Annotated in this window: 18 protein-coding genes; 13 read left to right on the top strand and 5 right to left on the bottom strand. The window is 64.5% G+C overall.

The window, feature by feature from the left end; translation table 11 throughout:
* The 3 genes from VD811_00150 to VD811_00140 all read left to right on the top strand — a co-directional run.
* Positions 1–545 (top strand): BamA/TamA family outer membrane protein (locus VD811_00150; protein HXV19380.1); only part of this gene is annotated, 545 nt, incomplete at its 5' end.
* Entirely contained in the window at positions 539–4,795 is a 4,257-nt protein-coding gene (locus VD811_00145) for a translocation/assembly module TamB domain-containing protein (GenBank protein ID HXV19379.1), read from the top strand. The genes VD811_00150 and VD811_00145, both read left to right, overlap by 7 nt.
* Positions 4,796–4,818: 23 nt before the next feature.
* Positions 4,819–5,922 carry an AAA family ATPase gene (locus tag VD811_00140; GenBank protein HXV19378.1) on the top strand — a complete coding sequence of 368 codons (1,104 nt, stop codon included), beginning with the start codon at positions 4,819–4,821 and terminating at the stop codon, positions 5,920–5,922.
* A gap of 124 nt (positions 5,923–6,046) precedes the next feature.
* Here the strand turns inward: VD811_00140 and VD811_00135 are convergent, their stop codons facing one another.
* The 5 genes from VD811_00135 to VD811_00115 all read right to left on the bottom strand — a co-directional run bounded on the left by VD811_00135 (position 6,047) and on the right by VD811_00115 (position 11,895).
* On the bottom strand, positions 6,047–8,065 hold the full coding sequence (locus tag VD811_00135) for an EAL domain-containing protein (protein ID HXV19377.1): 2,019 nt from the start codon (positions 8,063–8,065) through the stop codon (positions 6,047–6,049).
* A gap of 287 nt (positions 8,066–8,352) precedes the next feature.
* Entirely contained in the window at positions 8,353–8,601 is a 249-nt protein-coding gene (locus VD811_00130; protein ID HXV19376.1) for a hypothetical protein, read from the bottom strand.
* 360 nt (positions 8,602–8,961) lie between these two features.
* Entirely contained in the window at positions 8,962–9,846 is an 885-nt protein-coding gene (locus tag VD811_00125; GenBank protein HXV19375.1) for a phospholipase A, read from the bottom strand.
* A 100-nt stretch (positions 9,847–9,946) separates the two neighbouring features.
* On the bottom strand, positions 9,947–10,954 hold the full coding sequence (locus tag VD811_00120) for a glycosyltransferase (protein ID HXV19374.1): 1,008 nt from the start codon (positions 10,952–10,954) through the stop codon (positions 9,947–9,949).
* The gene (locus tag VD811_00115) at positions 10,951–11,895 is read right to left on the bottom strand and encodes an AEC family transporter (GenBank protein HXV19373.1); all 945 of its coding nucleotides are present in this window, start codon (positions 11,893–11,895) and stop codon (positions 10,951–10,953) included. Before VD811_00115 ends, VD811_00120 begins: the two co-directional genes overlap by 4 nt.
* A gap of 214 nt (positions 11,896–12,109) precedes the next feature.
* On the opposite strand from VD811_00115, the gene VD811_00110 reads away from it, so the two are divergent.
* The 10 genes from VD811_00110 to VD811_00065 all read left to right on the top strand — a co-directional run.
* Positions 12,110–13,246 (top strand): ATP-binding protein, encoded by a 1,137-nt coding sequence (locus tag VD811_00110; protein ID HXV19372.1) that lies wholly within the window; start codon positions 12,110–12,112, stop codon positions 13,244–13,246.
* On the top strand, positions 13,243–14,595 hold the full coding sequence (locus tag VD811_00105) for a sigma-54 dependent transcriptional regulator (protein ID HXV19371.1): 1,353 nt from the start codon (positions 13,243–13,245) through the stop codon (positions 14,593–14,595). The genes VD811_00110 and VD811_00105 overlap by 4 nt, the downstream gene beginning before the upstream one ends.
* Positions 14,596–14,691: 96 nt before the next feature.
* On the top strand, positions 14,692–15,153 hold the full coding sequence (locus VD811_00100) for a PaaI family thioesterase (protein HXV19370.1): 462 nt from the start codon (positions 14,692–14,694) through the stop codon (positions 15,151–15,153).
* Positions 15,150–15,566 carry a metallopeptidase family protein gene (locus tag VD811_00095; GenBank protein HXV19369.1) on the top strand — a complete coding sequence of 139 codons (417 nt, stop codon included), beginning with the start codon at positions 15,150–15,152 and terminating at the stop codon, positions 15,564–15,566. The genes VD811_00100 and VD811_00095 overlap by 4 nt, the downstream gene beginning before the upstream one ends.
* 74 nt (positions 15,567–15,640) lie before the next feature.
* Positions 15,641–16,168 carry a TlpA disulfide reductase family protein gene (locus VD811_00090; GenBank protein HXV19368.1) on the top strand — a complete coding sequence of 176 codons (528 nt, stop codon included), beginning with the start codon at positions 15,641–15,643 and terminating at the stop codon, positions 16,166–16,168.
* A gap of 4 nt (positions 16,169–16,172) precedes the next feature.
* On the top strand, positions 16,173–16,922 hold the full coding sequence (locus VD811_00085) for a cytochrome c biogenesis protein CcdA (GenBank protein ID HXV19367.1): 750 nt from the start codon (positions 16,173–16,175) through the stop codon (positions 16,920–16,922).
* Positions 16,923–17,032: 110 nt separating this feature from the next.
* Positions 17,033–17,464 (top strand): transcriptional repressor, encoded by a 432-nt coding sequence (locus tag VD811_00080; GenBank protein HXV19366.1) that lies wholly within the window; start codon positions 17,033–17,035, stop codon positions 17,462–17,464.
* A gap of 160 nt (positions 17,465–17,624) precedes the next feature.
* Positions 17,625–19,592 carry a ferrous iron transport protein B gene (gene feoB, locus VD811_00075; GenBank protein HXV19365.1) on the top strand — a complete coding sequence of 656 codons (1,968 nt, stop codon included), beginning with the start codon at positions 17,625–17,627 and terminating at the stop codon, positions 19,590–19,592.
* The gene (locus VD811_00070) at positions 19,589–19,774 is read left to right on the top strand and encodes a hypothetical protein (protein HXV19364.1); all 186 of its coding nucleotides are present in this window, start codon (positions 19,589–19,591) and stop codon (positions 19,772–19,774) included. Before feoB ends, VD811_00070 begins: the two co-directional genes overlap by 4 nt.
* On the top strand, positions 19,774–20,343 hold a 570-nt coding region (locus VD811_00065), incomplete at its 3' end, for a metal-dependent transcriptional regulator (GenBank protein HXV19363.1). The genes VD811_00070 and VD811_00065, both read left to right, overlap by 1 nt.

Below are 20,343 nucleotides of genomic sequence, written 5' to 3'. Positions count from 1 at the left end.
ACGATGACCCGCTGCGGCCGCGACGGGGATATCTGTACCGCCTGGAAGTGCGCGGCGCGCACCAGGCGCTGGGGTCGGACACCGGGCTGCTGCAGGCGCTCGGTTCGGCCAACACGCTGCAGCCGCTGCCGTGGGGCTTTGCCGCCTTCGCCCGGGTGCAGGCCGGCGCCACCTGGCAGAACGAGCCGCTGCGCGAGATTCCGCCGTCGCTGCGTTTCTTCGCCGGCGGCGATCAGAGCGTGCGTGGCTACGGCTATCAGACCCTGGGTCCCCGCGACAGCAACGACGAAGTCGTCGGCGGCAAGAACCTGCTGGTCGGCAGCGTCGAGCTGGAACGCGCGCTGAGTGAAAACTGGGGGGTGGCGGTCTTCTACGATGCCGGCAACGCCTTCGATTCCTTTTCCGACTACGAGATCTTCCAGGGAGCCGGCCTCGGCGTGCGCCGCTACACCCCGGTGGGGCCGGTGAAGGTCGACCTGGCCCGTCAGCTCGGCGTTCTTGATCCCTCCTACCGCGTGCACGTGAGCATAGGGTTCGCATGGTAAAGAGACTGCTGCTCATTACCCTGAGTGTCTTCCTGCTGCTGGCGGCTGGCCTGGCGGCCGGCGTCTGGTGGCTGCTGAAGGACGAAAACGGCGTTCGCTGGCTGCTGGCCGAGCTCTCCCGGCGGTCGGCAGTGACGGTCGAGGCCGGCCGAATCGAGGGACGCCTGCTCGACCAGATGCGACTTGAAGACGTCAGGGTCAGTTGGCCGCAGGGGGAGATTCGGCTGGATGGGTTCGAGCTGCGCTGGAACCCCGTTGCGCTGCTCCGTGGTCATCTGGATGTCGACGAACTGTCGCTGGCGGGAGGCCAGATCGGCTGGGTTGCACCACCGGACGGGAAAGAGGCGCAGGTGGAAGGTGCCCCCGCGTTCAACTGGCCGCAGCTTGCCGGCTGGCCGCTGCGGCTGCGGGCGAGCGTCTCGGCCCTGCGGATCGAGCGCATCGAGCTGCAGCCGCCGGCAGGAAAGGGGCAGAGACTGGAGGGCCTGACGGCACGCCTGGCCTGGCGCGACGGGACTTTTTCCGTTGCTGAACTCGACGCCGCCGCAGCCGGTTACCGGCTGCAGGGATCGGCGGCGGCGGGTTTTGGGCAGCCGCTGCTGTCTCTCGACCTGCAACTGGGAATGAACGCGGTGGTGGCCAGAATGGACGCACTGGCGCTGCACGCCGAGCTGGTGCCCGACGCCGGCGGCGGTTTCGCTGGCCCGCTGGTGTTGCAGGGGCGCAGCGGTGCGGAGACGCGCCTGCAGTTGGAGACTGACCTGGCGTTGCGTGGGGATACTCTCCACCTGCGACGCTTCGAACTGACCCAGCCCGGCCGACGGGGGGCGCTGCGCGGCGAAGGAGAAGTTCGCCTGGCTGGCGGGGCGCCGCAGTGGCGCCTGCGGACGACCATCGCCGATCTCGATCTGGCGGCGGAAACGGGGGTTACGACCGATCTCGCCGGCACTGTGGAGGGAGCAGGGGAGGGCGCCGACTACCGCGGCAGCTTCGATCTGGCCAACCGCGCTGTGGACTGGCGAGCTGCCCGCCTCGCCGGACCGTTCGCCGGCGACGCCGATGGGATATCCTTTCCGCAACTGGCCGGGTCCTGGCTTCGCGGCGAACTGGCCGGGGATCTCCGTCTCGGCTGGCGGGAGGGGTTCGCCCTGGCCGGATCCCTGCGCGGCCGCCGCCTCGATCCGGCGGTCGTCACTCCGGAGTGGCCGGGCCGGGTGAATCTCGACCTGGCCGGCGATCTCGCCGTCTCCCGCCCGGGCCCGCTTGTGGCGCATCTTAACGGCCGTCTGCTCGACAGTACGCTGCGCGGGCGGGCCCTGACCGGCAGGGTCGAAGCCAAGCTGGCGGGCGACGACCTGTGGCTTGCCGCCCTCGAACTGCGCGGCGATGGCTTCGACATCGCAGGAAGCGGCCGGCTGGCCGAGCGACTCGACTTTCGCGTCGAGATCGCCCGACTCTCCGGCCTGGTGCCGACAGCGCAAGGGGCTCTCGCCGCGCAGGGGTGGCTGCGCTGGCGTGACGGCAAGCTGGGCGGTGAGATCGCCGGAAACGGCCGGCAGTTGAGGTATGGAAATTTACAGCTCGCGGCGTTGCAACTGACAGCTCGTCTGTCGGTGGGATCGCCGTCTGTGATGGTCTCGGCGAGCGGCTCGGGGATTTCCTACGACCGATGGCAACTGAAGAGTGTCGGACTGACCCTTGCTGGAACTGTGCAGCAGCACCGGCTCGCCCTGCAGGCAAGCTGGGTCGAAGGAGAATTGCAGTTGGCCGCGGACGGCGGCTGGCGAAACGACCGCTGGACGGGGACGCTGCAAAGGCTGGACGGCCAGGATGCCGGGGCCGGGCCCTGGCGGCTGGCCGCACCGGCCGGGGTCGAAGTCGCCGCGGACCGTATTCGAATCGCCTCCTTGCAGCTTGCCGGCAGGGGCCGCGAAGAACTTCGGGTCGACGGCAGCCTTGCCTGGCGGGCAGGGCTTGGGGAAGGGGAGGCGCGGTGGGAAGAGATCGACCTTTCCCGGCTCAATCCCTGGCTGGCCGAGGTGGCCCTGACCGGGAGCAGCAGTGGAGAGGCCCGTGTCCGCTGGCAAGAGAAGCGGCCGCTCGAACTTTCAGGGGAAGTGACGGCCTCCGGCGGGGTGACGCACAGGGAACATACGGTGGAAATGCGCCATCTCCACGCCGAATTCTCCTGGTCCGCTGCGGGGCTGCTGGGCGATCTGGCGGCGACTCTCGAAGACGGTGGGGGGCTCGATGCCCGTTTCGCCACCCCTGAACCGCTGCGTGCGGATTTTCCGCGCCAGGGAGAAGCGAAGGTGGATTGGCAGGACCTCGACCTGACTCTGCTTGGTCCCTGGCTGAAGCCGGCAGTGATTTCCGGTCGCAGCTCAGGCGACAGCCGTCTGCGCTGGCTGCCGAACGGCGCGATCGATCTTGCCGGCCGGGCCGAAGCCACCGGAACGCTGGTCCATGGCGAAATAGAGTTGGCGGTGCGGCAAGCCAGGACCGATTTCGTCTGGAATGCCGATGGGCTGCGGGTCACCCTGGAGGCAGCGCTGGCGGAGGGCGGACGTCTCGGCGCCCGTCTGGGTTCGGCGCAGGCGGGGCGGCTGGCGTTGCCTGAGCGGGGGAGCATCGAGGCCGATTGGGCCGAACTCGACCTGGCGCGGCTGCGTCCCTGGCTGCCGCCAGGGCTTGAACTCGTCGGCCGGCTCGGCGGGAAGACCGCCGGCGGCTGGCTGCCGGGCGGGCAGCTGACGCTGACCGGCGAGGCCGCTGTCGACCAGGGACGTCTGAGCTGGCGAACGCAGGAGGGAGAGGTTGCGGCCGCGGTGCGCACCGCCCGTCTCGACTGGGACTGGCGCGGCGAGACCCTGGCCGGCGGGCTGGAGCTGGCCCTGGCCGAGTACGGGGAGGCGAAGGGAACCTTCCGCCTGCCGCTGCCGGCCCGTCTCCCCGTCGCCCTGAACCCGGCAGGACCGCTGCAACTCGCGCTCGAGGCGAAGGCGCGCGAGCAGGGGGTGCTCGCCGCGGTCTTCCCCGGCCTGGTCGAGAAGAGTCGGGGGGAACTGGAGCTGCAGGCCAGGGTGGGTGGCACCTGGCAGGACCCTGATCTCGCCGGCACCGTCCGCCTTTCCGGGGCGGGAGCCTACTTCCCGGCCGCCGGCATCGAGTTGCGCGAAGTGGCGCTGGCTGGTGACCTGGCCGGCGACGAGCTGCGGATCGCCTCGTTCAGTGCCCGTTCCGGCCAAGGCCAGATCGGCGGGAGCGGCAGTGTGCGCCTGCAACACTGGCGGCCGGTCGCCTTCAGCGGCACCCTCAAAGGGGAGCGCTTCGAGGCGGTGCACCTGCCCGAACTGCAGCTCCTGGTCAATCCCGACCTGACCTTTGAGGGGACGGCCGAACGCTTGCAGGTCCGTGGCGAAGTGCGCCTCCCCGAACTGAAGGTTCTCGGTCGCGAGCAGCGGGGGGTGGTGCGCGAGAATCCCGACGTGGTCATCGTTGGCGCAGCAGAGCCGGCCGAGCGCACCCTGCCATTCGCGCTTGACATCCAGATCCGCGTCGTCCTCGGCGACCGGGTTCTGGTCAAGGTCGCCGGTGTCGATGCCCGCCTGACCGGGGAACTCGATCTGCGGGTGGAGAGCCCCGAGATGATCACCGGCCGCGGCCAGATCAACGTCGCCCAGGGAATCTACTCCACCTACGGGGCGCAGCTCAAGATCGAGCGCGGGCGTCTGCTCTATTCCGGCGGCCCGATCGACCAGCCGACTCTCGACATCCTGGCGCTGCGCACCATCGGTGAGGTCAAGGCCGGGGTGCAGGTCGGCGGTACGCCCCGAACTCCCGTGGTCAAGCTCTATTCCGAGCCGGCCATGCCCGACACCGACGTGCTTGCCTACATCATCCTCGGCCATCCGCTGGGTGAGGATAGCGGTCAGGCCGGCCTGCTGACGGCGGCGGCCGGAGCGCTGCTGGCCCGTGGCGAGTCGACCGTGCTGCAGGACCGCATCAAACGACGGCTGGGGGTGGACGTCCTGACGGTGGAGAGCGGTGGCGGCGACGTTGCCGGCTCGATGGTGACCATCGGCAAGTACCTCAGTCCCAGGCTCTACCTGAGCTTCGGCCAATCGCTCTTCGCCGATGCCAGCGAGGCGAGGCTTCGCTACAGCATCTCCAAGAAGTGGGAACTGGAGTCGAAGGCGGGAGCGGAGAGCAGCGGCGTCGATCTCTACTACAAGATCGAATTTGACTAATCGCAGAACTTCGGAGTGACATCATGGCGCGTAAGGTTTTTGTTGCTGCCACGGGACAGGATATCGGAAAAACCACCACCTGTCTTGCCCTGCTGCATCTGGCGCAGAAAAAATATCACCGGGTCGGTTTCATCAAGCCCCTGGGCCCCAAGCCAACCATGTTGAGGGGGGTGCCCATGGACAAGGATGCCGCGCTGGTCGCCCAGGTATTTGGCCTGGGCAAGGACCTTCGCCACATGTCGCCGGTGGTGCTTTATCCGGGCTCGACCCGGGAGATGGTGGACGGGAAGATCTCCGTTGCCGACCTCGAGATCCGGATCGTGAAGGCCTGCAGCGAGCTGGAAAGGAAGTGCGACTTTCTGATCATCGAGGGGACCGGCCATGCCGGGGTCGGCTCGATTCTGAAGCTTTCCAACGCCCGCGTTGCGCGGATGCTCGATGCACCGGTCCTGATAGTGACCGGCGGCGGCATCGGAAACGTGGTCGACGCGGTCCAGATGAACCTGGCTCTTTTCGAGAAGGAGGGGGCCGAGGTGCGGGCGATCCTGGCCAACAAGCTGATTCCCGAGAAGCGCGACATGATACTCGACTACCTGGTGCGGGCTTTTGCGGAAGAGCCGTTTCAGGTGCTGGGCGGGTTCAACTACCAGCCGATCCTGGCCAACCCGACCCTGCGGCGCATCTCCCGGCTCCTCGACCTGCCGCTGCACGGCAACCGGCGCGAGGCCAAGCGCATCATCAACCATGTGCAGATCGGGGCGGCCTCCACCCAGCGGGTCGCCGAGCTGCTCAAGGATTCGTCCCTGCTGATCGTCACCAGCAGCCGGGATGAACTGCTGGTCACCCTGGCCAACCTCTATCATATTCCCGAATACCGCAGCAAAATCGTCGGTCTGGTCATCCCCGGAATCATCCCGGTCGGCCGGATTACGCAGCAGATTCTCGACCGCAGCAACATTCCTTACCTGCGCACCCAGAGTCACACCACCGCCGAACTCTACCAGACCATTGCCGAGGATGTCTCCAAGCTCACCCCGGAGGATGCCGAAAAGCTCGCCTTGGTACGCCAGTTGGCTGAGCGGCGTTTCGATTTCGATGCTCTGGATGCTCTCTTCGCCGATCGATAAACCGGGGAAATGTCCGGCTCCAAAAAAACTGCCGCGTTGATCCGCATTAAATCCGAGGCGGGTTTTTGGCGCTGCGCAGCTGCCATTCCGGCTCTAATCAGGTTGACCGATGCTGCGGATACCGTCAAGGGGCACTACCCGTGCGGCAGAGGGACAGGCGCTCGGTCAGCTCCTCGGCGGGGACGGGAAGACGGAAATGGAACCCCTGAACCTCATCGCAGCCGAGGCTCTGCAGGAAAAGTTTCTGTTCCTCGGTTTCCACCCCTTCGGCGATGACCTGCAAGCGCAGGTTGTGGGCCAGGTCGATGATCCCCTGAATCAAGCCGGTGTTCTCTGCAGTGGCGAAGTTTTGGATCAGGGAATGGTGGATATTGATCCGGTCGAGGGGAAAGGTGCGGATGCGCCCTATCGCCGAGAGGCCGGTGCCGAAGTCGTCGAGGGCGCAGCTCACCCCCAGCTTTCGCAGCGCCGCGAGGGCCGCCGGAGCCTGCTCCGTTTCCTCAAGCAGACTCTCCTCCCGGAACTCCAGTTCCAGACTGGCGGCAGGGAAACCCGTCTCCGCCAGGGCGCGGCTCACCGTTTCGACCAGGTCGCCGTGGCGCAGCTGACGTCCGGAGACATTGATGGCGATGCGCAGGGCGGGCAGGCCCATTCGTTGCCAGGTCATCCCCTGGATGCAGGCGGTGCGCAGAACCCATTCACCGATGGGGATGATGAGCCCCGACTCCTCGGCCAGCGGGAGGAAGTCGGCAGGCCGCAACAGCCCCCGTTCAGGATGGCGCCAGCGCAGCAGGGCTTCCACCCCGATAATGTCGCCGGTTGCCAGGCTGATCTTGTCCTGAAAAAAGAGGAGCAGTTCACTATGGAGCAGGGCGCGATTCAGCTCATTGTGCAGGACCAGTCGCTGCATCGCTTCCTCGTTCATCTGGGGGGCAAAAAACTGGAAGAGGTTGCGCCCCCTCTCTTTGGCCCGGTACATGGCCATGTCGGCTCGGCTCAGAAGCTCCTCGCCATTTCCCGCGTCGAGAGGGTAAAGGGCGAGGCCGATGCTGGTCGAGGTGAATATCTCTCGCTCCCCCAGCCGGAAGGGTTGAATGAAAATTTCCAGGATCTTTTCGGCGATGGCGGCCGCACCGTCGGCGTGTTCCAGGTTGGTGAGGATCACAACGAATTCATCGCCGCCCAGGCGGGCGACGGTGTCGCTTTTCCGAATGCACTGCTGCAGCCTCTCCGCCACCGCCCTCAGCAGGGTGTCACCGCTGGCATGGCCCAGGGTGTCGTTGATGGTTTTGAAATGGTCGAGATCGAGGAAGGCGAGGCCGAGCAGCTTCCCTTCCCGGTTCGCCTGGGCCATTGCCTGGCTGAGGCGGTCGAGAAGGAGTCGCCGGTTGGGGAGCCCGGTCAGGCTGTCGTAGAAGGCCAGGTTCTGGACCTTTTCCTCGACCAGTCGGCGCTCGGTGATGTCGTTGAGGGTGCTGAGAATCTGGAAGGGCTCCGTCGCCCCCGGCTGAATCTGGGGGACGGTGTCGACGCTGACCCAGCGATAGGCGCCTTCCTGCGGGTTGAACAGGCCGATGACCTCGTCCCGCACTTCCCTGCCGGAGTCGAGGGCGACCCGGAAGGGCCGTTCCTGCTGGGAAAGAGGAGTACCGTCGGCGCGCAGGGCCTTCCCCTGAGGGTCGATGGAGGTGCGGCCGAGAAGTTCTGCGCCGGGAATGCCGAGGATCCTTTCGGCGGCCGGGTTGACGGCGAGGATTCGCCCCTCGCCGTCCCGGTAGACGACTCCCTGGGCGATGTGTTCGAAAAGCAGCCGATAGTGCTCCCGGGCCTGGTCGAGGGCTTCCACCAGGTGTTTTTGCACGGTGATGTCCGAGACCAGGGCATCCTTTTCTTCCGCCTCCCGGTGCAGGATGACCCGCAGGTGGCGGGAAATGAGAAGGTAGAAGAGAAAGGCGGTGGACAGGAGGAAGGCCCACCCCTCGAGAGTGTGCAGCAGGGACAGCTGATTCGGATCGATGTTCCGGTTAAAGATGAGTTTGCGGGCGGAAATGATCCATGCCGCTCCGACGAGAAGGTAAACGGCGACGATCTGCAGGGCCAGGCGGCGGCCAGCGGGTTTCCGATGGACGGCAGGTTTCCCCATATCTTGTCCCCCCCAGGAGTGAAGAAAAGCAGAGGCCACGAGAATTTCCGATGTTTAATTAGATATAGCACATTGTATGCCGCGCGCAGGGAGCAACGAGTGGAAAGGAGATGCCCTCGAATGCCCGCGATAGGGCTTTTTCCAAGGTGGGCGGAGCCGGAACGAAAGAAGGGAGATGACAATTATTGCCGCTACGGCGACAAAAATAGCCGTCCGTGTGGAGCGGAAAAAGGAAAAGGCCACCTCCCGGAGGAAGCAGCCTTTTCGAATTTTGCTCGCCGGCCCCCTTATTGCAGCCGCGACTCGACCCTGTCGATGACCTGGTCACAGCAGCCGCAGATTTCCATCGACAGCTCGACCACGTTCGGTCCTTTGCAGAGGATGTGCGGGGAGCAGTGGTGATGGGGGCACTCGACGTCGCCGACCCGCTCGCCGAGCGCTTCGCGGATGGTCGCCAGCATCGAGCGCTGCAGGCCGGGGTGCATCCCCTCGAGACTGATCCTGTGACCGGCGAGTTCGAACTGGACATCGATCATGGCGACCTCCTTTGCGAAAAGGGTAGTTTATTTCTATCACACGGCCGGTCGTTGTCAAATGGCAGAGTCTGAATCCGGGGTAATATGGATAGAGGTTGCTCCAGTCTGCGGAGGGAACCAGGAAACCGTTGCCGTCGGCTTCCGGAAGGTAAATGACCGACATCGACCTCACCCTCCTTCTGTGCGGCGACGTCCTGAACCGAGAGGGGGGAAGGTTGGGGACCAGCGTGGAGTTGAACGAGGACCACTCACTGACGCTGCAATGGTGAATTCAAGAGGCGGCAGGACTCATCACTTAAAACGCCGCCGAGCGGCAGGAACCAGTCCAGGTCCGGAGGGTGCGTATATGCCCTGTGCGCCTCACTGCCGGATAAGCACCCCGATCCCGTAACGGGTGATCGATCGGTTGTAGTCGATCAGGCTCTCCCCATAGCCGCTCCAGAGCTGGCCGTAGACGAAGAGGTTTTTTGTCCCGGTCGGCACGCTGTAGCCGAGTTGCAAGGCTCCCTTGTCGGTGGCGAAGTTCCAGCGGGTCATCAGCGCTGCCCGGTGTTGCCAGCGGTTGACGTAGGCGAGGCGCAGTTCGCCATAGCCGAAAAAATCGGAGATGTCGGGGTTCTCGTCGCCGGTGGTGTCTTCGGGGGTTTTCTTTTTCTCCTCGGAGAGGCGACGCCAGAGCTTGAGTTCGGCGCGCAGCCGTCCGTACTCGACGAAAGGAGCGAGGTAAACCCGGTTCCAACTGCGTGAAGTCGGCTCACGGTTGCCGTTCGATTCATGTTCGAGGCCCAGGTCGCCGCCCCAGGCCCCCCAGGACGGCGCCGGCCGCAGCAGGCGCCAGAAGAGTTCCGGGTTGTAGTTGGTTTCCCGGAAGGGGCGCGATTCCTCCTGATCGAGAATCCGCCAGAATGATTTTTGCGTGTAGGCGAAGTAAAGACCGTCGTAGATCTGCTGCTTGAAGCTGAACTGGTATTTCAGCTCCGCATCCCTGGACGAGACGGCGGTGTTCCCCCAGGTGAGAGGAAGAAGGTAGGTTTCCTTGTGCAGGCTGAACCCCTGGCTGAGCCGGTGGAAGAAGCCACCGTCGGCGGCATCGGCGGGCGGCGCAACCGGCGGGTCGCTGGCGGCGGCAACGGCGGGAGGCATCAGGGGGAACTCTTCGGCCTGTGCGGCGAGGGGCCAGAGCAGCAGGGTCGAGGCGGCCAGCAGGAGGAGGAACCTGAAGCCGATAGTGAAGGGCTCGTGCATCACTCCTCCGAAAAGCATGGGGTACCAGAGACCGGAGGACAGACGGCAGATTGGACCTTTCGCGGAGCTTTCATCCGTCATCCGCCGTCGGTCTTCAGCACTACGTCACGCAGAGGTAGTCGACCCCCTCGGTCAACCCGGCCTTTGTCGCGAAGGTGCGCACCTGCTGCCGTGCCCCCTTGGCGCCGACGGTGATCAGCACCGGGCCGTCACCCGGGCGCAGCGCCTCGATGCCGACCACCGGGGCGCCGTGAATCCTCTGGCCGATCTTGCGCCGGTCGACTTCGAGCCAGCGCCCGACCCGGACGCCTTCCGTCGCCAGCGTCTGCCGCCACGCCTTCCCTTCGAGTCCCGCCCCCCAGAGAGTGACCTCGGTAGCGTCCCGGAGGAAGCCCTGCCGCAGGTGGTGCGCCTTGCAGGCGCGAAAGGCGGCCAGTGAACAGATGGCGGCAGTGCGGGTCAGCCGCTCGGGGCGGTCGCGCCAGAAGAGGAGGACGTCGGGCAGACGGGCGAAGCGCACCCCGGCGCGGGCAAGGCGCAGCCAGAGGTCGTAGTCCTCCGCCCACGCCAGCTGCCGGTAGCCGCCGGCTCGCTCCACCACTTCGCGGCGGAAGAGAACGCTCGGGTGGGCGAAAGGGGACTCGACGTAGAGGTTGCACAGAATGCTGTCATGATCGGCCAGCGCGTTCTGCCACGCCTCGTAGGCGACCATTCCCCCCCGCAGCTGCGGACGGGGAAAGTGGCGTACGCCGCAGGCGACCAGGCCGGTATCAGGATGCGCGGCCAGGTGATTCACCTGCCGCTCCAGACGGCGGGGGTGGCAGACGTCGTCGCCGTCCATGCGTGCCACCAGCGGGGCGCGACAGGCGGCAAGGCCGGCATTGAGGGCCGGCACCAGCCCCTCGGCCGGCCGGGGAATGACCCGTACCCGCGCATCGCGGCGGGCCGCTTCGGCCAAAAGTGCCGGCGTGCCATCGGTGGAACCATCGTCGACGGCGACCAGTTCCCAGTCGGAAAAAGTCTGACGGAACAGAGAGGCGAGTGCCGCGGGGAGAAAACGTTCCTCGTTGCGCACCGGCAGCAGTATGGAAACGGCGGGCGTCGTCACAGGCCGAAGCCTCGCAACATGAGCAGAGCAATGGTGTAGGTGACGACGGAAAAGGCGGTCGACATCATGACGATGGAGCCGGCCAGTTCGGCATCCCCCTTGAGCTGGTGCGCCATGATGTAGGTGGCGGTGGCCGCCGGGGTGCCGGCGAAGAGGACGCCGATGGCGAGATCCTGCCCGCCCACCCCGAGCAGGATCAGCAGGCCGGCGGCGATCAGCGGCAGCCAGATGAGCTTGAAGCCGGTGGCGAAGGCTGCCCGCACCAGGTCGCCCTTGAGTTTTTCCAGCGAGAAGGAGCCGCCGATGGCAATCAGCGCCAGCGGCAGAGTCATGCCGGTGGCGATGTGCAGGCTGCGGTCGAGGATCACCGGTACCGGCAGTTGCAGGTAGCTCCAGGCGATGCCGGCGAAGGAGGCGATGATCAGCGGGTTGCCGACCAGTTGCTTCATCCAGAAAACCGCCCCCTGGCCGCCGTCGTTGCGGCGGTGCGGCAGCAGCAGGGCGAGGACGGCAAAGAGGTTGAGCACCGGCACCAGGAAGCCCATGAGGATGCCGGCGCGGGTGAAGCCGGCCTCGCCGTAGGCGTTGAAGACGATCGCCAGCCCCATGTAGGCGAGGTTGCCGCGAAACGCCCCCTGACAGAAGGCGCCGCGGGCGGCCGGCGGGTAGCCGCGCAGGGCCGCGTAGCCGTAGGAGAGGAGAAAACCGGCGGCGATGGCCAGGGCGGAGCCGATGACCAGCGAGCCGTTGAAGTTGGCGAAAAAATCCGCGGTGCCGATCTTGTAGAAGAGCAGCAGCGGCAGACAGATGTAATAGACCAGGCGGTTGGTCTGGAAGAGGAAGGTCGCGTCGATCAGTTCGAGGCGCTTGAGCAGGTAGCCCAGGACGATGACGAGGAAGACCGGCAGGACGATGGTGAGAATGTCGACGAACAGTGGCATGCCTCTCCTCGCTCGGAAGGGAAGAAGAATAAACCACCGGCTTTGTGGCTGTCCAATATAAATTTTTTTGCCCGGCTCTTCCCTTTTTTTCTCGGGGTGCTATAAGTGAAAAGGCAGAGGCGAATGATTTTCGCTTTTGCCTCCTAATCTCCCCTCTTTTGGCGAAGAGGGGCTTTTTTATGCCGAAGCCTCCTGGCCGCTGCCGGAAAAAGGCTTGAACTTGGGCCTCCGTCTGGTTTACAACTCGGCTATGCGCAATAACGCCACCACATTCCGGTTTACCGTTCTGGTCCTGCTGATCCTGGGGATCACTGCACTCCACTACCTGACCGATATCCATAAGGCCCAGTTCCACGACATCTACCGGCGTCTCTACTACATCCCCATCGTTCTCGGCGGCCTCTGGTTCACCCTGCGCGGCGGACTGGGGACGGCCATCGTCGTGTCGATCCTCTTCGCCCCGCATGTCGTTTTCCAGTGGGGGCATCATCCGACCGCCGAGCCGGAGCAGTACCTGGAAATCCTGCTTTACAATATCATCGGTTTTCTGACCGGCTTCCTGGCCGAGCGCGAACGGATCCAGAAAACCCACCACCAGAAGGCTGCCTTGCGGCTCGAGGAAAGCTACGCCAAACTGCGCGACCAGGCCGACCTGATCCTGGAGATCGAGGAACAGCTGCGTCGCGCCGACCGACTCTCGGCCCTCGGTGAGCTTTCCGCCGGCATGGCGCACGAGATCCGCAACCCCCTCGGTTCCATTCGCGGCACGGCGGAAATACTCCAGGACGGCATCGACCCGTCAGACAAACGCTACGAGTTCACCCGCATCCTGATCAAGGAAGTCGACCGGCTCAACCGGGTGGTAGAGGATTTTCTGCGCTTCGCCCGGCCGGCTCCGGTGGAGCGGGGCCGTTTGGACGTCAACGAGGCCCTGCGGGAGGTGTTGACCCTGACCCGGCAGCCGGCCTTGAAAAACGGCGTACGCACCGAACTGGCAGCCGGGGCAGTGCCGCCGCTGCCCGGCGACCGCGGGCAGCTCAAGCAGGCGTTCCTCAACCTGGTGCTCAACGCCCTGCAGGCGATGGCGGAGGGCGGCACCCTGACCATCGGCACGGAAATGGCCGATGGTCAGCTGCGCATCCGCTTCGCCGACACCGGCCAGGGCATCCCCAAGGAAAACCTGGAGCGGATCTTCAACCCCTTCTTCACCACCCGGCAGGAGGGGACCGGCCTGGGACTGGCCATTACCCACCGCATCATCCAGGGACACGGCGGGCGGATCGAGGTGCAGAGCCGGCTCGGCGAGGGGACGACGTTCACCGTGGTTCTGCCTTACAGGGAGTTTGAATGAAGCCCCAGACCGTCCTGATTATCGACGACGACGCTTCGCTGCGCCGGGTCATCGAGTTCACCCTGCACGAGGCGGGCTACCGGGTGCTGACCGCCGCCGACGGCGCGGAGGGGCTGCGGCTCTTCGCTCTGGAGAAGCCGTCCGTGGTGATCACCGACATCCAGATGCCAACCCTTTCCGGCTACGAGGTGCTGAAAAAGATCAAGGCCGACAGCCCCGGGACGCTGGTGATCGTCATCACCGCTTTCGGCAGCGTGGAAAGGGCCGTGGAAGCAATGAAGCTCGGCGCCTACGACTACCTCACCAAGCCCTTCAGTCGCGACGAGCTGCGCCTGGTGGTTGCCAAGGCTCTCTCCTACTCCGGCCTGCAGGAGGAGAACGTCCGGCTCCGGGAGGAGCTGTCGGACCGGGTCGATTTCGCCCATCTGGTCGGCATCTCGGACGAGATGCAGCAGGTATTCGATATGGTGCGGCGGGTGGCCGCCACCGAGGCGACGGTCCTCATCACCGGCGAATCGGGGACCGGCAAGGAGCTGATCGCCCGGGCCATTCACAACGGCAGCGAGCGGCGCGAGGGAGCGTTCGTCGCGGTCAACTGTGCCGCCATCCCTGCCGATCTGCTCGAGAGTGAACTCTTCGGCCACCTCAAGGGGGCCTTTACCGGGGCGGTCAAGGACCGCAAGGGGAAGTTCGAGCTGGCCGACGGCGGCACCCTCTTTCTCGACGAGGTGGGGGAGCTGCCGGTGGAGCTGCAGCCGAAGCTGCTGCGCGCCCTGCAGGAGCGGGAGATCGAGCCGGTCGGCGGGACGCCGCGGAGGATCGACGTGCGGGTGGTGGCGGCCACCAACCGCGATCTGGAGGCGGCGATGGGCGAGGGGACCTTTCGCGAAGACCTCTATTACCGGCTGGCGGTGATCCCCGTCCACCTGCCGGCGCTGCGCCAGCGCCGTTCGGACATCCCTCTGCTGGTGCGGCATTTTCTGCAGAAACACGGCGCCGGCGCTGCCGTTACCGTCGATGCGGCCGCCCTGGCGGCGCTCGCCGCCTACGACTGGCCCGGCAACGTGCGGGAGCTGGAGAACGCCGTCGAACGGATGCTCATCCTGCGCCGGGGCGAAGTCATCGGCGAGGCCGACCTGCCGCCCAAGGTTCGTGGCGAGGGAAAACCGGCCGCCGGTGGCGTGCTCAATCTACCCGCCGAGGGCTATCCGCTGGAAGAGCTGGAGAAGGAGGCGGTGCTCGAGGCGCTGCGCCGCACCGGCTGGAACCAGACGAAGGCCGCGGCCTTCCTGCGCATCCCCAGGCACATCCTCCTCTACCGGATGGAGAAGTTCGGCATCAAACGGTAGGGGCGCACCCGCGTGTGCGACCTGGCCGAGATTGCCGCCGAAACGCGGGCGGACACATGGGGTCCGCCGCAATGATAGATCAATTACGGGGTTAACATGGCCATACTGCTGGTGGACGGGGAGGCGCCGCGCGAAGCGGGGACGAAACAGTTCGAGCTGCGCGGCTGGGTCGACACCGCCCCCTTCGAGGACCTGCTAGCGATCGATATCGAGGAGGCGCAGCAGGGCCGGGCGGTCCTTTCCCTGCCGTTCAAGGTCAAGTACGCCCAGGGCGGCGGCTTTCTGCACGGCGGGGTGCTGACCACCCTGGCCGACACTGCGGTGGCGATGGCGATCAAGACCCGGCTGCCGGAAGGAACCGTTTTTGCCACCACCGAGTTGACCACCCGCTTCCTGGCCCCGGTGAAGGCGGGCCGGGTGACGGCGGTGGCAACGGTCATCGGTCCCGAAGGACGCTCTTTTCACGGCGAGGCGACGGTGACCGACGAGTCGGGGCGTGAGGTGGCCCGCTTCAGCTCGGTCTTCCGGGTGGCCCGCGGCCAGGGTTTCGACGAATGAAACGGAAGGATTTCGAGCGGCTGGTCGAACGGGCCATCGCCCGCATCCCGCACGAGTTTCTCGCGCAGGTCGAAAACCTGAGCTTTCAGGTGGAGGACTGGGCCGACGACGACACCCTGGACGAGGTCGGTTTCGACGACCCCCGCGACCTGCTCGGCTACTATCGCGGCTGGCCGCTGAGCGAGCGGACCCACGACTACGGCAGCTGCCTTCCGGACGTCATCATCATCTTCCAGGCGGCAGTGGAGGAATATGCCGCCGAGACGGGGGAGCCACTGTTGAAGATCATCCGCGAGACCATCATCCACGAGCTGGCTCACTACTTCGGCTTTTCCGAGGAACAGATGGACCAGATTGAAGATCTCTGGGCAGGGGAAGAGGCATTGCCCGAAGACCGGAAGGAAAAAACTTGACCTTGACATTTGCCGTTTCGGGGATGGAAAATCGATTGTTCCGCGTCACTTCTGTTTTGTGAAAGGTATCTCTGATGCGCCTGCTTGCTGTTTTTGCTTTTCTATCGATCTGTGCGGCCGCTATCTTCTTTTTCGGTATAGGTGAGCGACCGCAGGCACCGCCGGCCGCCGGTGTCAAAATCGGGATGGAAGCGCCGGATTTCACCCTGAAGGATTTGCAAGGGAACAGGGTTGCTCTCTCGCAGTACCGGGGGAAAGTGGTTTTTCTCAATTTCTGGGCTTCCTGGTGCCCCCCCTGCCGGGAAGAGATGCCCTCGATGGAACGCCTCCACGAGGTATACACCGGCCGCGATTTCGTCATGCTGGCGGTCAACGTCGAACAGGAAGTCAAAGACGTCAGGGCGTTTCTCGAGAAGCACCCGCACAATTTCCAGGTTCTGCTCGATGCCGACGCCAAGGCGCAGAACCTCTACGGCGTCAACCGTTTTCCGGAAACCTTTCTCATTGACAAGAGCGGGAAGATCGTCGAGCACTATCTTGGCGCCAGGGACTGGTCAGGTGTCGATTTCCTTAAGAAAATCAACTCCATGATGAAGGAGTAGTGCCTTGAGCCCCGGAGCCGACGTCACTTTGTGGATTGCCTTTACCGCAGGGATTCTCTCCTTTGCCTCGCCCTGCGTGCTGCCGCTGATCCCCTCCTACATCACCTATATTACCGGCCTCTCCTTCGGCCAACTCAAGGAGGCCCATCCCAGCGCCAAGGTGCGGGTGACGGTGCTGCTCCATTCCCTTGTCTTCATTGCCGGGTTCTCCGTCGTATTCATCAGCCTCGGCGCCATTGCCGGTGTCGCCTCCTCCACCTTCCAGACTCACCTGCGGGAAAGCCTCGGTTGGGTGCAGAAAATAGGCGGCATCCTCATTTTTCTCTTCGGGATCCACCTGTCGGGGCTTTTCCACTTCGGTGTGCTGCTCGGCGAGAAGCGGGTGCAGATCCATACCAAGCCGAGCGGTTTTGTCGGCACTTTTCTGGTCGGGCTGGCCTTCGCCGCCGGTTGGACGCCCTGCATCGGCCCCATTCTCGGAGCGATCCTGGCCCTGGCCGCCGGCACCACCGGCAACGCCGGCCGCGGCGTTCTGCTGCTTTCCGTCTATTCGGCCGGACTGGGGATCCCGTTTCTTCTCTCCGGCTTGCTGTTCCACAGTTTTCTCAATTTTTTCAATCGCTTCCGCAAACACATCCGGCTCATGGAAATCTTCACCGGCGTGCTGTTGATGGCTGCTGGAGCCATGCTCTTTTTCGATATGATCGGCAGGTTTTCCGGTTACCTCTACCGCTGGCTGCCGGTCACCGGGTGAAGCTGACGAAGAAGGAGGACGGAAGACGGAAGCGAGGTCCTGTTGTCTTCGGGTCTTGACACTTTCTTGTGCAGCTGTTAATTTGACTTTCGATTTCAAGGGGGTGGCCGATGGGTGAAGAGAAAAAGACATTCCGGGAGTATCTGACCAGGCAGGGGCTCAAGTCGACGCGGCAGCGCGATGTCATTCTCGACGAGTTTCTGCGCTCCGGCTCACACCTCTCGACCGAGGAACTTTACCTGCGCCTGCGCAAGAAGCATCCCGGTATCGGTTATGCCACGGTCTATCGTACCCTCAAACTTTTTGCCGAATGCGGCATCGCCGAGGAGAGGCATTTCGGTGACGGGCAGACCCGCTACGAGCCGACCATCGGCGAGCAACATCACGACCACCTCGTCTGTACCGCCTGCGGCGCCATCATCGAGTTCGAAAATCCGCGCATCGAGGAGCTGCAGGAGAAGGTGGCAAGGGAGCACGGTTTCCAGATCGTCAGCCACCGCCTCGAGCTCTATGGCAAGTGCGGCAAGTGCGCGGCAAAATGAGGTCTACGGGCAATAATTTATAAAATGCCTTCCGCTGTCAAGACGCCAAGGCACCAAGAAATGCAAATTCCGGTTTCTTGGTTTTCTTGGTGTCTTTGTGCCTCGGCAGCGAAATTCCTCTGAAAATGATAGTCAATCTTAAGCTTCCGGGAAGACTGTAATGACCCGTTCGAATAAGGAAAGCGCCGGCGGCGACAAGCTCATCCTGGTCGGCAACCCCAACGTTGGCAAGAGCCTGCTGTTCAACGCCCTGACCGGCGCCTATACCACGGTCTCCAATTATCCCGGCACCTCGGTGGAGGTCTCCCGCGGCTTCTGCGAAATCGAGGGGAACCGCTACGAGGTTCTCGACACGCCCGGGATGTACTCGCTGCTCCCCATCACCGAAGAGGAGCGGGTGGCGCGCGACATCCTGCTCGCCGAAGAGCCGTACGCGGTGATTCACGTCATCGACGCCCGCAACCTGGAGCGGATGCTGCCGATGACCCTGCAGCTGATCGAGACGGGGCTGCCGGTGATGCTGGTGGTCAATATCATGGACGAGGCCGAAGCGCTCGGCATGTCGATCGACATTCCCCTGCTGCAGGAGAAGCTCGGCATCCCGGTGATCGGCGCCGCCACGGCCCGCAAGCGCGGCCTCAAGGAGATTCGTGCCGCCATCGCCGCTTTCGACCGGCAGCGCCGCGCCGTCTTCGGCTATGCCACCGACCTGGAGCGCGATATCCTGAAGGTCGCCTCAACCCTGGCCGGCGAGTACCGTATCGACCGCCGTGCCATCGCCCTGCTGCTGCTGCAGAAGGACGGCGGCGTGGAGGAGTTGGTGCGGGCCACCGAAAAAGAGGCGGGCTACGCCGGGGTGGAGGCGGCGGTCAACGCCGTCGTCTTCGAGCGCCGCAGCGACCTGCACCTGCGCATCAGCCTGGAGCGCAAGCGGGTCTGCAAGGGGCTGCTGGAAGGGGTCGTCAGCCAGCAGGGCCGGGAGGGGAAGCGGTTCGCCGAGCGCCTCTCCGACTGGACGATGAATCCCTGGACCGGCTTTCCCATCCTGCTCGTCATTCTCTACTTCGGCCTTTACCAGTTCGTCGGCGGCTTCGGTGCCGGCACCGTCGTTGATCTGCTCGAAGGAAGCCTGTTCGAAGAACACATCAACCCCTGGTTCATCAGCGTGGCCGACCGGCTGGTCCCCTGGTACTGGCTGCGCGAGCTGCTGGTCGGCGAGTACGGCGTCTTAACCCTCGGCGTGCGCTACGCCGTTGCGCTGGTCCTGCCCATCGTCGGCACCTTCTTTCTGGTCTTCTCGGTCATCGAGGACACCGGCTACTTCCCCCGCCTGGCGATGCTGGTCGACCGGATCTTCAAGAAGCTCGGTCTCAGCGGCCGGGCGGTGATTCCGATCGTGCTCGGCTTCGGCTGCGACACCATGGCGACCATGGTGACCCGCACCCTGGAGACCGTGCGCGAGCGGATTCTCGCCACCATCCTGCTCGCCCTGGCCATCCCCTGCAGCGCGCAGTTGGGGGTCATCCTCGGCCTGCTCTCCGGCGTGCCGGGGACGCTGGTGGTCTGGAGCGTCTGCATCGCCCTGGTCTTCCTGGTGATCGGCTTCCTCGCCGCCCGGCTGCTCCCCGGCGAAAAGCCGATGTTCTACATGGAACTGCCCCCCTTGCGCCTGCCGCAGCTGCAGAACGTCCTGGTCAAGACCCTGACCCGGATGCAGGCCTATTTTCTCGAGATTTTTCCCCTCTTCGTCATCGCCTCGGTGCTGCTCTGGGCCGGCAAGATGACCGGCATTCTCGAGAATCTGGTTTCGGCCATGACGCCGGTGATGCATGCCCTTGGGCTGCCGGGTGAGGCCGCGGCCGCCTTCATCTTCGGCTTCTTCCGCCGCGACTTCGGTGCCGCCGGGCTCTACGACCTGCAGACCAGCGGCATGCTCAGCGCCGTCCAGCTCGCCGTCGCCGGCGTCACCCTGACCCTGTTCGTTCCCTGCGTCGCCCAGTTTCTGATGATGAAGAAGGAGCGGGGCTGGAAGGCGTCCATCGGCATTTTCGTCTTCGTCTCCGTACTCGCTTTCACCACCGGCTGGGGTTTGAACCGCTTCCTCCTGTTTACGGGTATACTGGCATGAAGTGCGGTTTCTGTGGTCGGGAAATCCCGGACGAGCCGGGCCAGGAGAAGAGCTGCGGCACTTGTCCCGGCGGCTGCCGCAAGGTACACTGCCCGTACTGCGGTTATGCCAACCCGGCGGTGCCCGGGTTTCTGAAACGCTGGTCGAAAAAGAAGGACGATAAGAGAGAGGACGAGAGCTGATGAAACTGTCCGAAAAGGCCGAAGAGATCCTGGAAGCATTGTGGATCGCCACCGAGGAGGAGGGAGAGAACTCCGCTCATTTTTCGCTTCTGGAGGTCGCAGCCGGCGACGAGGCGCTTCGGGAACTTGACCGCCTGGCCTATATCGAGATCAAGGGGGAGCGGGTCTATCTGCGCGCCGAGGGCCGCTATGATGCTATGATGACCGTGCGGCGGCACCGGCTCTCCGAGCGCCTGCTGATGGACATTCTCGACCTCAAGGGGAAGAAGGGGAACGCCAAGGCCTGCGAGTTCGAGCACCTTTTGCACCACGGCGTCGACACCAAGATCTGCACCCTGCTCAACCACCCCACCACCTGCCCGCACGGCAAGCCGATCCCGCCCGGCAAGTGCTGCGAGGAGGCGAAGGCGACCGGCGCGGTCGGGGTCGTCGCCCTCACCGAGCTGAAGGCCGGCGAGAAGGGGGAGATCGCCTATCTGGCCACCGGCGACCACAAGAAGATGCAGAAACTGATGAGCATGGGCGTGCTCCCCGGCAATCAGCTCTCCCTCAACCGCACCTTCCCATCG

Source organism: Desulfuromonadales bacterium, assembly GCA_035620395.1.
In the GTDB taxonomy this organism is placed as follows: Bacteria; Desulfobacterota; Desulfuromonadia; order Desulfuromonadales; family DASPGW01; genus DASPGW01.
Note: the sequence above shows the minus strand (reverse complement) of the source record. Positions and strands in the feature narration are given on the sequence as shown.